This window comes from Pseudomonas sp. NFACC14 (genome assembly GCF_900106885.1).
Taxonomy (GTDB): domain Bacteria; phylum Pseudomonadota; class Gammaproteobacteria; order Pseudomonadales; family Pseudomonadaceae; genus Aquipseudomonas; species Aquipseudomonas fluorescens_AA.
This window is the reverse complement of record NZ_FNOA01000012.1, coordinates 161505-174691: the sequence shown is the minus strand read 5'-3', so window position 1 is coordinate 174691 and position 13187 is coordinate 161505. Positions and strand designations below refer to the sequence as shown.

The 13187-nt window shown below is 61.8% G+C and carries 7 protein-coding genes and 1 rRNA gene; 7 read left to right on the top strand and 1 reads right to left on the bottom strand.

Features of this window, described 5'->3' with window-relative positions; translation table 11 throughout:
• The first annotated feature begins 172 nt into the window (after positions 1–172).
• The 7 genes from rrf to BLU85_RS18865 all read left to right on the top strand — a co-directional run bounded on the left by rrf (position 173) and on the right by BLU85_RS18865 (position 12161).
• Positions 173–288: ribosomal RNA gene (gene rrf / locus BLU85_RS18895) — 5S ribosomal RNA — on the top strand.
• Positions 289–443: 155 nt separating this feature from the next.
• A complete protein-coding gene (gene recC, locus BLU85_RS18890; RefSeq protein WP_092201962.1) occupies positions 444–3896 on the top strand; it encodes an exodeoxyribonuclease V subunit gamma in 3453 nt (1150 codons plus the stop codon).
• The gene (recB, locus tag BLU85_RS18885; protein ID WP_092202165.1) at positions 3893–7582 is read left to right on the top strand and encodes an exodeoxyribonuclease V subunit beta; all 3690 of its coding nucleotides are present in this window, start codon (positions 3893–3895) and stop codon (positions 7580–7582) included. The genes recC and recB overlap by 4 nt, the downstream gene beginning before the upstream one ends.
• The gene (recD, locus tag BLU85_RS18880; RefSeq protein WP_092201964.1) at positions 7579–9675 is read left to right on the top strand and encodes an exodeoxyribonuclease V subunit alpha; all 2097 of its coding nucleotides are present in this window, start codon (positions 7579–7581) and stop codon (positions 9673–9675) included. Before recB ends, recD begins: the two co-directional genes overlap by 4 nt.
• 138 nt (positions 9676–9813) lie before the next feature.
• Positions 9814–10389 carry a regulatory sequestration protein YfiR gene (locus BLU85_RS18875; protein ID WP_092201966.1) on the top strand — a complete coding sequence of 192 codons (576 nt, stop codon included), beginning with the start codon at positions 9814–9816 and terminating at the stop codon, positions 10387–10389.
• Positions 10386–11654, top strand: a complete 1269-nt coding sequence (locus BLU85_RS18870) for a diguanylate cyclase DgcN/YfiN (protein ID WP_092201968.1) — start codon at positions 10386–10388, stop codon at positions 11652–11654. Before BLU85_RS18875 ends, BLU85_RS18870 begins: the two co-directional genes overlap by 4 nt.
• Before the next feature lie 3 nt (positions 11655–11657).
• Entirely contained in the window at positions 11658–12161 is a 504-nt protein-coding gene (locus BLU85_RS18865) for an outer membrane lipoprotein YfiB (protein ID WP_092201970.1), read from the top strand.
• Here BLU85_RS18865 and BLU85_RS18860 read toward each other — a convergent pair.
• Entirely contained in the window at positions 12158–13105 is a 948-nt protein-coding gene (locus tag BLU85_RS18860) for a LysR family transcriptional regulator (protein ID WP_092201972.1), read from the bottom strand. The two genes, BLU85_RS18865 and BLU85_RS18860, sit on opposite strands and share 4 nt — an antisense overlap.
• Positions 13106–13187 lie beyond the last annotated feature (82 nt).

Genomic DNA, 13187 nt, shown 5'->3' with positions numbered 1-13187 from the left:
TATAACACCCAAGCAATTTGTAAGCTCCAAGCCCCAGGGCGAAGGAGAACCAGATTGCGGTGTGTGAAGACGAAACGAACCGAAAGTTCGAGACGCTCGACCGCGACACACAAACTATCGCATACCCATTCGCTGGAACGTGACCGCAAGGCACGCGCTGGCTACCGAATTTCTTGACGACCATAGAGCATTGGAACCACCTGATCCCATCCCGAACTCAGAAGTGAAACGATGCATCGCCGATGGTAGTGTGGGGTTTCCCCATGTGAGAGTAGGTCATCGTCAAGATTAAATTCCGAAACCCCTATCTGCTGACGCAGGTAGGGGTTTTGTTTTGCCCGCAGGAAAGTTCTTACGACAAGCGCGGACAGCTCCCGGCTGTCACAGCCCCCCGACAGTGCTAAGGTTCTGCCCTAGCTTTTGCATTTTCAAGGATGCCTTTCATGCCGGACGCTACGTCCCTTAGCCCAGCTTTCATGGTGGTTCACGGGAATCGCCTCGATGAGTTGCGCAGCCTGGTGATCAGCTTGATGCGGCGCTACCCGCTGGCTCCCCTTGAAAATGAAATCGCCTTGGTGCAAAGCAACGGTATTGCCCAATGGCTCAAGCTCGCACTGGCTGAAGACCCGGAAGATGATGACTCCGGCGGCTGCGGTATTGCGGCGGCCATTGATGTGCAACTGCCGGGCAGTTTCATGTGGCAGCTGTATCGAACAGTCCTGGGGCGTGACGAGATTCCAGCCAAGTCCCTATTGGACAAGGCTCCGCTGACCTGGCGCCTGATGCGCCTGCTGCCGCAGTTGATCGAGCAGCCTCATTTCGAACCTTTGCGACGATTCCTCACCCACGACACCGACCTGCGCAAGCGCTATCAACTGTCCGAGCGCCTTGCCGATCTGTTCGACCAGTACCAGGTGTACCGGGCCGACTGGCTCGAGGATTGGGCTGAAGGTCGACACCAGACACGAAATGTCCGAGGCGAAATCAAGCCGCTCTCGCCGGCGAATTGCTGGCAAGCGGAACTGTGGCGAGCCTTGTTGCTGGATGTGGGTGAACAAGGCATGGCGCAAAGCCGTGCCGGCGTCCACCAGCGCTACATCGAGCGTATCAACAACTTGGAAGTCGCTCCGAAAGGCTTGCCCGCGCGGGTCATCGTATTCGGTATTTCTTCGTTGCCTGCCCAGGTCCTCGAGGCGCTTGCCGGTCTTTCCCGGTTCAGCCAGGTTCTGCTCTGCGTGCATAACCCGTGTCGTCATCATTGGGCGGATATCGTCGCCGACAAGGATCTGCTGCGCCACCAATACAAGCGTCAGGCCCGCAAGACCGGCATGCCCGCCGTCCTCGATCCGCAAACCCTGCATCAACATGCCCATCCGTTATTGGCTGCCTGGGGCAAGCAGGGGCGCGACTATATCAACCTGCTCGACAGCTACGACGACCCCAACAGCTACCGTGCGGTATTTCGCGATGGGCGAATCGACCTGTTTACGGATGGGACCCCCACGACCCTGCTCAGTCAGTTGCAGGATGACATCCTGGAGCTGCGTCCCCTGAACGAAACCCGGGAACACTGGCCTGTCGTCGATACGCAGCGAGACGGCTCGATCCGCTTTCATGTGGCCCACGGTGCCCAGCGTGAAGTCGAGATTCTCCATGACCAGTTGCTGGCCCACTTCAGTGCGGATCCGACCCTGCGCCCACGGGATATCATCGTCATGGTCCCGGACATCGACAGTTATGCGCCGCACATTCGCGCGGTGTTCGGCCAGCTCGACCAGAGCGACCCTCGTTTCATTCCATTCACGCTGACGGACCAGGGCCAGCGTGGACGTGATCCACTGCTGATCGCCGTCGAGCATTTGCTCAAGTTGCCGGACAGTCGTTTCCCGGTCAGCGAAATCCTCGATCTGCTGGATGTCCCGGCGTTGCGCGAACGGTTTGGCATCGATGAGGCCGACCTGCCGACATTGCACCGCTGGATCGAAGGTGCGGGGATCCGCTGGGGGATGAGCGCCGAACACCGTGCCGGGCTGGGCCTGCCTGCGGAGCTTGAGCAGAACAGCTGGCGTTTCGGCTTGCGTCGCATGTTGCTGGGGTATGCTGTCGGCAGTTCGCAGGCCTATGACGGCATCGAGCCCTATGACGAGATCGGCGGTCTGGATGCGGCATTGATCGGTCCACTGGTTGCGTTGCTGGATGCCCTGGAAGTCGCTCATCAGGAACTCACCCAGCCGGCATCGCCGCAGCAATGGGGCTCGCGCCTGCACGACTTGATGCAGCTGTTTTTCCAGGCGAGCAGCGAGCATGACGACTATTTGCTGGCCCAACTCGAAGACTTGCGTGAAACCTGGCTGGAAACCTGTGAGTCGGTGGGGCTGCAAGATGAATTGCCGCTGACGGTGGTACGTGAAGCGTGGTTGGCCGGGCTGGATCAGGGGCGACTGTCCCAACGCTTCCTGGCCGGAGCCGTCAACTTCTGTACCTTGATGCCGATGCGCGCGATCCCCTTCAGGCTTGTGTGCCTGCTGGGGATGAATGACGGTGATTACCCGCGAGCCCAGCCACCCTTGGACTTCGATCTGATGGGCGGCGATTATCGCCCGGGCGATCGTTCCCGCCGTGAGGATGACCGCTACCTGTTGTTGGAGGCGCTGCTTTCGGCCCGGGAAAAGCTGTACATCAGTTGGGTGGGGCGCAGCATTCGCGACAACAGTGAACGACCGGCATCGGTGTTGATCGGCCAACTGCGCGATCATCTCGCCAGTGGCTGGCGGTTGGCCGATGACAGCAAGAGTCTTCTCGATGCCCTGACCCGGGAACATCCGCTGCAACCGTTCAGTGCGCGTTATTTCCATCAAGGTGACGAGCTGTTCAGTTACGCCAGCGAATGGCGAATGCTCCACGACACCTCCGATCACACCGATAAAACCCAGGTGCTGGCACCTTACGTCCAGGAAGAACCTTTGGGCCTCGGTCAGTTACAGGACTTCCTGCGCAATCCCGTCCGCCATTTTTTCAGCCAGCGGCTGAAAGTATTCTTCGAAGCCATCGAGGCGCCTCTGGCCGATGACGAGCCTTTCGTGCTCGATGCGCTGCAACGCTACACCCTGAGTGACAGCCTGCTCGAGGCTGCGCTGGTACGCCTGGACCAGCCGGATCTGGCCCTGGCCGCCCACGCCCAGAGACTCCAGAACAGCGGCCTGTTACCGATGGCCGGGTTCGGAGAGTGTATGCAGCGCGAATTGATCGAACCCTTGCCGGATCTGCTCCAGCGTTACCAACAGCTTCTGGCGTTATGGCCCACACCGCTGACCAGTGCCGTGCCCGTCAGCCTGCACTTGCAGGGCGTGAGTGTCGAAGGGTGGCTCAGTGGCCTGCACCAACGCGCCGACGGTGCGGTCCTCGCCATCACGGCTATACCCAATAGCATCGGTTCCACCAAGAGCCGCAAGTGGCATCGCCTGATACGGCCCTGGGTCAACCATCTCGTGGCCTGTGCTAACGGCTTGTCGTTGACGACGGCGCTGGTGGCCAGTGATGACAGCTTGCTGTTGGCACCTTTCGAAGAGCCTGTCGCACGAAAGCTGCTGGGCGATATGCTGCAGGCTTGGCAGACCGGTATGCGCCAGCCGCTGCCGATCGCGGTGAAGACGGCTTTCGCCTGGCTGGGCCAGAGTGATCCGCTCAAGGCCGAAGCCGCGGCGCGCAAAGCCTATGAGGGCGATGGACAGACGTTTGAAGGCGAACGGCGGGAAAACCCGGCCTTGGCTCGACAGTTTCCGGATTTCGCGGCCTTGATGGCTGACGAAACATTCCCCGACTGGTGCGATGCGCTTTATCGGCCCTTGCTCGAAGCCCCATGGCGTTCATCGGCCGGCGAGAAGGCCCGTTCATGAGTCGGCAGACACCATTGGCCCTGGCTTTTCCGCTACGAGGCAGCCAACTGATCGAGGCCAGCGCCGGTACCGGCAAGACCTTCACCATTTCGGCGCTGTACCTGCGTCTGGTGCTGGGGCACGGCGGTTCGGCGTCCGGTTTTGGTCGCGAACTGCTTCCGCCGCAAATCCTGGTGGTGACCTTTACGGACGCTGCCACCAAGGAATTGCGTGAACGAATTCGCACCCGTCTGGCCGAAGCCGCACGCTTCTTTCGCGACGAGATTCCAGCCCCGGATTCACTGATCGCTGCATTGCGCGATGAATTCAGTGCCGAGCAATGGCCCGGCTGCGCGAACCGGCTGGACATCGCCGCGCAGTGGATGGACGAAGCGGCCGTTTCGACCATCCATAGCTGGTGCCAGCGCATGTTGCGTGAGCATGCCTTCGACAGCGGCAGCCTGTTTACCCAGACCCTGGAAACCGACCACAGTGAATTGCTGGGCGAGGTATTGCGCGATTACTGGCGCCTGTTCTGCTATTCGATGCAAGGCGAGGCGCTGAATTGGGTGCGTACCCATTGGGGAGGGCCGGCTGCGCTGTTGCCACGGGTGAGGGGGCTGTTTTCCAGCGAGCGTGGCGACGCTGACGGGCTTGAGCCTGCCGAACTCATCGCCGCCTCCCTGCAGGAGCGCAGTGCTGCCTTGCTCGATCTCAAGGCGCCATGGCGACAGTGGGCCGTGGAACTGCTGGAGATCTGCCAGCAAGGTGTCGCCAGCAAGTCTGTCGATGGGCGCAAGATGCAGGCGCGTTACTTCGAACCGTGGTTTCAGAAAATCACCGCCTGGGTCGATGACGAAAGCCTTGAGCTGTTGGACATCGGCACCGGGTTCACGCGCCTGACCCCCGAAGGTATGGCCGAAGCCTGGAAAGGTGAAGTGCCCAGCCATCCCGGGCTGGACGCCATGGCCGGTCTCAAGGCCAGCCTGGATGCGTTGCCCACGCCAGATGCCGCCGTGTTGCAGCATGCCGCGCGATGGGTCGGGGCGCGTTTCGAAGCCGAGAAGCGTCGCCGCGCCGAAATGGGCTTCGACGACATGCTGCTGCGTCTCGACGCGGCGTTGCAAGCCGACGGGGGCGAGCGTTTGGCGAGCCTGATCCGAGAGCAGTTTCCGGTGGCGCTGATCGATGAGTTCCAGGACACCGACCCGGTTCAATATCGGATCTTCGAAAGCATCTACCGCATCGAAGACAACGATCCTGAGACCGGGCTTTTCCTGATCGGTGATCCGAAGCAGGCGATCTACGCTTTTCGCGGTGCCGACATCTACACCTACCTGCGTGCTCGCCAGGCCACCGCCGGCCGGTTGCATACGCTGGGCACGAACTTCCGTTCCAGCCATGCCATGGTGGGTGCGGTAAACCATATTTTCCAGAAGGCCGAGTCCCGTCCAAAGGGGCGCGGCGCCTTTCTGTTCCGTGAACCTTCGGGTGAGAACCCGGTGCCGTTCCTGTCCGTTGAGTCCCAGGGGCGCAAGGAGTCCTTGCAGGTGGCAGGACAGGCCGTTGCAGCGCTGAATATCTGGCACCTGCCGTCGGAGCAGCCGCTTTCCGGTGCGGTGTACCGGCAATCCATGGCGGCCGCCTGCGCCAGTGAGATCACGGCATTGCTCAACGGTGGCCAGTCGGGACGCGACGGTTTCATGGTCGATGGCGAAACGTTGCGCGGGTTGCGCCCGGCGGATATCGCCATCCTGGTGCGCGACGGTAAAGAAGCGCAGGCCGTGCGAGACGAGTTGTCCGCGCGGGGCGTGCGCAGTGTCTATCTGTCCGACAAGGATTCGGTCTTCGCATCGCAAGAGGCGCGGGATTTGCTGACCTGGCTCAAGGCCTGCGCCGAGCCGGATGTGGAGCGACCGCTACGGGCAGCGCTGGCCAGCATCACGTTGAACCTGCCGCTGACGGAGCTGGAGCGCCTCAATCAGGATGAGCTGGCCTGGGAAGCCCGGGTCATGCAGTTTCGTGGTTATCGCTCGGTCTGGCGTAGCCAGGGTGTGCTGCCGATGTTGCGCCGCCTGCTGCATGATTTCGAACTGCCCCAGGCCTTGATGGCGCGCAGCGATGGCGAGCGGGTGCTGACCAACTTGCTGCACCTTTGCGAGCTGTTGCAGCAGGCCGCCGGTGAACTGGATGGCGAACAAGCCTTGATCCGGCATTTGTCCGAACACCTGGCCTTGTCCGGGCAGGCGGGGGAAGAGCAGATCCTGCGCCTGGAAAGCGATGAGCAGTTGGTCAAGGTGGTCACGATCCACAAGTCCAAGGGCCTTGAATATCCGTTGGTTTTCTTGCCCTTCATCTGTTCGACGAAACCGGTGGATGGCAGTCGATTGCCGTTGCATTACCACGATGAGGCCAACAAGGCGCAGATCAGCCTCACCCCCACCGCCGAATTGATCGCCAAGGCCGATGACGAGCGTCTGGCCGAGGATCTGCGGCTGCTCTACGTGGCACTGACCCGTGCGCAACATGCCTGCTGGCTGGGTGTGGCGGATCTCAAGCGGGGCAACAACAACAGCTCGATCCTGCATGTGTCCGCGCTGGGTTATCTGTTGGGCGGCGGTGTGCCGTTGGCCGAGTCGATGGAGCTGAGGCGTTGGCTGGAAGACCTGCAACAAGGCAGTGTCGCGGTGAGTTGCCAGCCAGTGCCCGAAGCGACCGACGAACGCTACCGGCCGCCGCGCAACGACGCTGTGTTGCTAGAACCCTTGGTGCCCTTGCGAAAAGCCAGCGAAAATTGGTGGATCGCGTCTTACAGCGCCCTGCGCATCGGCGAAAGCCTGAGCGAAGGCAGCGATACCGCGCCAGAGAATCCGCAGGCCCAGAAGCTGTTCGACGATGAGCGACTGGACCCGGACGCTCCCAGGGAGACCAACGCCATCGGTGGCGATATCCACCGTTTTCCCCGTGGTCCCGGCCCCGGCACTTTCCTCCATGGCCTCTTGGAGTGGGCCGCGGGGGAAGGCTTTTCATCTGCGCCGGCGGATATCGAGGATGCCATTGCCCGACGCTGCAATCGCCGAGGCTGGAAAGGTTGGATCGCCACATTGAGCGACTGGCTGCAGCGCCTGATCAGAATGCCCATGCCCGTCGGCGACGACCAGGCGCCGGTGGTGCTCGAACAACTGACCCGTTTCCAGGTCGAGATGGAGTTCTGGTTCGCCAGCCACAAGGTCGATGTGCAAAAGCTCGATCAACTGGTTTGCCGGTTCACCCATGGCGGTGTGGCCCGTGTCGCGGCGGAACCGGTGCTGCTCAACGGCATGTTCAAGGGCTTCATCGATTTGACGTTCGAACACGACGGTCGGTATTACGTGGCCGATTACAAATCCAACTGGCTGGGTGTCGATGACATGGCCTACACCGTACAGGCCATGGAACAGTCGATCCTGGACCATCGCTACGACCTGCAATACGTGCTGTACCTGTTGGCCCTGCATCGCCAGCTCAAGGCGCGGCTTCCCGATTACGACTACGACCGGCATGTCGGCGGCGCGCTCTACCTGTTCCTTCGCGGCACCCGCTCGACCAGCCAGGGCGTGTACTTCACCAAGCCGCCACGGGCCTTGATCGAACAACTGGATCGGCTGTTCCAAGGCGCGCCCGAACCCAAGGCCGAGCCGGCGTGGGTACAGGGAGAACTGCTATGAGTCGTTCCTTTGCCGACCTGCTGCCCAAGGCCGCCGACGACGAGAGCCCGGTTGACCTGGCCCCCTTGAGCCGTGCCCAGGACCTGCTGTCGTTACTGACGCGCTGGGTCGAGCGCGGCTGGTTGCGGGCCCTGGACAAGGCATTCGTGGCGTTCCTCCATGAACTGGCGCCGAACGATGATCCCTTGGTCCTGCTCGCCGCTGCGCTGACCAGTCATCAACTGGGCCACGGGCATGTTTGCCTGGATGTATTCGAGACCCTCAAGGAGCCGGACTTCGCCCTGTCGCTGCCCCCCGAGGGCGACCTGCAGCCAGGCGTGATGCTGTTGCCCTCGCAAATATTGCAGACACTGGACGGCGCCCATTGGTGCAAGGCCCTGGCGTCCAGCCGGCTGGTGGCCTTGGCTGCGGATGGGAGCGAGGAGGCGCAGCAACGTCCGTTGGTGCTGTCTGGCAAGCGTCTTTATCTGCGCCGCTACTGGGGTTATGAACGACGGATCGACGAGGCGTTGCGCCAACGGCTGATTGACCATGAAGCGGCGCCCGGGGATCTGCGCGAGCGTTTGGACGGGTTGTTCGGGCCGGCCAATGCCAACGGCCCGATCGATTGGCAGAAGCTGGCTTGCGCGCTGGCGACTCGCGGGGCCTTCAGTATCGTGACCGGTGGTCCGGGTACCGGCAAGACCACCACCGTTGTGCGCCTGCTGGCGTTGTTGCAGGCTCCGGCTGTCGAGGCTGGGAGGCCGCTGCGAATTCGCCTGGCTGCGCCCACGGGCAAGGCGGCGGCACGCCTGACCGAGTCCATCAGCCAGCAGGTCCGGACCCTGGACGTGGATGAGGCTGTGCGCGAACGCATTCCGTGCGACGTCACGACAGTCCATCGTTTGCTGGGTAGCCGCCCCGGCACCCGGCATTTTCGTCACCATGCAGGCAATCGCTTGCCGCTGGATGTGTTGGTGGTCGATGAGGCGTCGATGATCGACCTGGAGATGATGGCCAATCTGCTGGATGCGCTGCCGACCCATGCACGGTTGGTGTTGCTGGGGGACAAGGACCAGTTGGCTTCTGTAGAGGCCGGTGCGGTGCTGGGGGATTTGTGTCGAGACGCCGAGGACGGTTGGTACAGTCCCCGGACCCGAGCCTGGCTTGAGTCGGTCAGTGGTGAAAACCTGGCGGCCAGTGACCTGCGGCAAGACCTCGACGGCACTCATCCCCTGGCGCAGCAAGTGGTCATGCTCAGGCATTCCCGACGCTTCGGCGAAGGCAGTGGGATCGGTCAACTGGCTCGCTGGGTCAACCAGCAACAGCCGGAAAAAGCCCGTCAGTTGCTGGAGCAAGGGCAATATGCCGATCTGTCCTTCCTGAAATTGACGAGTGAGCACGACACCAAGCTGGAAAAGCTGTTGCTCGACGGCAAGCCAGAAGGGCCCCAGGGGTATCGGCATTACCTGAGCCTGCTGCGGCAGCGTCGCCCGGCCATTTCCCGCCCCTTGGAAGACGGCTGTTGGGCCGATTGGGCTCGAGAGGTACTGGCGGCCTTCGACGAGTTCCAATTGCTTTGCGCGGTGCGGAAAGGCCCGTGGGGCGTTGAAGGGTTGAACCAACGGATCACCGCCGCATTGCTCAAGGCCCGCCTTATCGATAGCGATCACCAGTGGTACGAAGGACGCCCGGTGCTGATGACCCGTAACGACTATGGGCTGGGGTTGATGAATGGCGATATCGGCATCGCCCTCAAGCTGCCCGAACGTGACGGGCCCGATGCCGGCAAGCAGGTCCTGCGGGTCGCTTTCCCGCGCAATGACGGCCAGGGCGGTGTGCGTTTCGTCCTGCCCAGCCGACTCAATGACGTGGAAACCGTGTATGCCATGACGGTGCACAAATCCCAGGGTTCGGAATTCACCCATACCGCGTTGATCCTTCCGGATGCGTTGAACCCGGTCTTGACCAAGGAACTGGTGTACACCGCCATTACCCGGGGCAAGCAATGGTTCAGCCTGATCGAGCCGCGAGTGGGCATCTTCGAGGAAGCAGTCCGGCGCAAGGTCAAGCGCTTGAGCGGGTTGATGCTGGAGTTGGAGCAGGCTGACTGAATCATCAGCTTTTAATGGTTCATGCCCCTCGGCAATTTTGCCTGTTTCGCTCCGAAGTCTGCGTAACACGTGGTCTCGCTGGCTTTTTGGCACTGTGCTATCGTTCCGGCACTTATCATCTGGATCAAGAGACTTTCCATGAAAGTGCCTGTACGGGAGGCAGTGCGCAGCAAGGGGTGGGGGCATTTTCTGCTGGCCGGCCTTTTATGTCTGCTGCTGCCTGTCGCGATGGCCCAGGAGCAGGTCAACACGACCCAGGCCGAGCAGCGGGCCGAAGCGGTGACCCAGGTGGTGTTGGGCATTCTCAGTTACGCACGCTGGCCCGTGGAGCCCACCCAACTGAAGCTGTGTATCGTCGGGCCAACCCAATACACCGACGATCTGGTCAAGGGCACCACCCAGGCCACGGGGCGGCCGGTGACGGTGCAGCGGCTGCTGGCCGATCATCCTGATATCGCCACTGACTGCAACGCGGTCTATGTCGGCAGGCTGACCAGCGATGAGCACACCCGTTTGTTTGCGTCCTTGATCGGCAAGCCGGTGCTGAGCATCAGCGAAGGCGGCGATCAGTGCACCGTGGGGAGCCTGTTCTGCCTTCGGGTCGGCGATGAACAAGTGTCTTTCGAGGTCAACCTTGACTCTGTGGCGCGCAGTGGTGTGCGCATCCATCCAAGTGTGCTGCAGCTTTCCCGCCGCAGGCCGGCGACGCCATGAAACAGCGCAAACCAAGGGTCCGTCCCACCCTGGGCTCGGTCATCGGTCGTGGCCATCTGATCGTCGCGTTGGTGGCTATCACCATGGCCAGTGTTTCCCTGACCTTGCTCGGCCTGCTGGCGTTGCGGGTCTACGCCGATCACAACCTGCACCTGATCGCCCGTTCGATCAACTACACCGTGGAAGCCGCCGTGGTCTTCGATGATTCGGCCGCGGCCACCGAAGCACTGGCCTTGATCGCCTCCACCGAGGAAGTCGCCGATGCCCAGGTGTTGAATGAACATGGCCGTCTGTTGGCGCGCTGGCAGCGACCGCAAACCGGCCTGTTGTCGGAACTGGAAGTACACATTGCCAAGGCGTTCCTGGAAAAGCCCATCAGCCTGCCGATCGTTCATCAAGGGCAGAACGTCGGCCGTATCGTGTTGGCGGGGCATGGCGGCAGCCTGTTGCGCTTTTTGCTCAGCGGCCTGACGGGGATCATCCTGTGCACGGCGGTCAGTGCCTGGGTGGCGCTTTATCTGGCGCGGCGCCAGTTGCGTGCGATCACCGGGCCGCTGCGCAGCCTGGCCGAGGTGGCCCACGCGGCACGCAGCGAACGAGCCCTGGACCGACGCGTGCCACCGGCGGCCATTGCTGAACTGGATAACCTGGCCAATGACTTCAACGCATTGCTCGATGAACTGGAGTCCTGGCAGACCCATCTGCAAAGCGAAAACGAAACCCTGGCGCACCAAGCCAGCCACGACAGTTTGACCGGCTTGCCGAACCGGGCGTTTTTCGAAGGCCGACTGATTCGCGCCTTGCGCAATGCCAGCAAGCTCAACGAGCAAGTGGCTGTACTGTACCTGGACAGCGACCGGTTCAAGGGCATCAATGACAACTTCGGCCATGCCGCCGGTGACGCGGTGCTGACGGCCGTGGCGACCCGGGTCCGGGCCCAGTTGCGCGAGGATGACCTGGTCGCGCGCCTGGGGGGCGATGAATTCGCCGTGCTGCTGGCCCCCCTGCACAAGGCCGAGGATGCCGAGCGGATCGCTGAAAAAATCATCGCCAGTATGGAGGTGCCGATTCAATTGCCCGGCAACGCCTCCGTGTTGACCTCCCTCAGTATCGGCATTGCCGTCTACCCGGATCATGGTGCCACACCGGGCACCCTGCTCCACGCCGCCGACGCGGCAATGTACCAAGCCAAACGCCTCGCTCGAGGCGGTCAACATACGGCGGGGTCGGATCACTCCGTCGCGGATCTTCAAACCAGGAGCTGACTCGTGCGTTCATACCCTCAATTTTCCCTGCGCTGGTTCGCGGCGCTGTTCTTGCTTGCCATCCTGGCGCTGAGCGGTTGCCAGACGGCCCCGCCGAAAGGTCTGACCCCGGCGCAAGTTGCCGTACTCAAGCAACAAGGCTTCGAATTGACCGACGATGGATGGGCCTTCGGTTTGTCGGGCAAGGTGTTGTTCGGCAGCGATGTGGAAAATCTCAACCCGGCCAGTACCGAAATCGTCGAGCGCATCGGCAAGGCGTTGCTGGGGGCGGGCATCGAGCGGGTACGCGTCGATGGTCATACCGACGCCTCGGGCTCCCAGGCTTACAACGAACAACTGTCGATGCGCCGGGCCGCCAGCGTGGGCAAGGTGCTGACAAGCGTTGGCATGCGCGAAGAGAACGTCCAGCTGCGCGGCCTGGGCAGCAGCAAACCGGTCGCCTCCAACGACACCGCCAGCGGTCGCACCGAAAACCGCCGCGTCGCCATCGTGGTCATCGCCGACTAGTCGGCGAACACCATCTCCCGGCTGTCGCCCATCAACAATGGCTGATTCTGCTCGGTCACCTCGCGGATGTAATCCCACAACAACGTAATCCGCTTCAGTTTCCTCAAATCTTCCCGGCAGTACATCCAGAACTGCCGGGTGACGGTGATGTCCTCCGGCAGCACCGGCAACAGCCTTGGGTCCTGGGCGGCGAGGAAGCAGGGCAGGATCGCCAGTGAGCGCCCTTGCTGCGCGGCCACGAATTGCGCTATCACGCTGGTGCTGCGCAGGTGGGCATTGGCGCCGGGCAGGACGTTGGCCAGGTAGAGCAATTCGGAACTGAACGCCAGGTCGTCCACGTAGCTGATGAACGAATGCTTGCCCAGGTCGGCCGGGCGCTGGATCGGTGGGTGATTGTCCAGGTAGGGCTGGGTGGCATAGAGCTGCAGTCGGTAGTCGCACAATTTGCAGCACACATAGGGGCCATGTTCGGGGCGTTCGAGGGCGATGACGATGTCGGCTTCGCGCTTGGAGAGGCTGATGAAGTGCGGCAGCGGCAGGATGTCCACCGAAATGGCCGGGTAGGCGTCGACGAAATGGCTCAGTTGCGGAGTGATGAAGAAGCTGCCGAAGCCTTCGGTGCACCCCATGCGGACATGGCCGGACAGCGCGACGCCGGAGCCTGAGACCTGTTCGCAGGCCATGTGCAGGGTGCTTTCGATGGATTCGGCGTAACCCAGCAGGCGCTGGCCTTCGGCGGTCAGGACAAAACCGTTGGTCCGGGATTTCTCGAACAGCAGCGTGCCCAGCGAGGCTTCCAGCGAGCTGATGCGTCGCGACACCGTGGTGTAGTCGACAGCCAGGCGCTTGGCGGCCGTGCTGGCCTTGCGGGTGCGGGACACTTCGAGGAAAAACTTGAGGTCGTCCCAATTCAGCGACCCCAGGGAGGTGATGTTTTTTTGCATGATGGACCGGCTTTTATGTGCATTCTTATTAGAAGTTTGCACATCTATACTCCAAAAACCGTCTCATCACCATGCGTGCCCA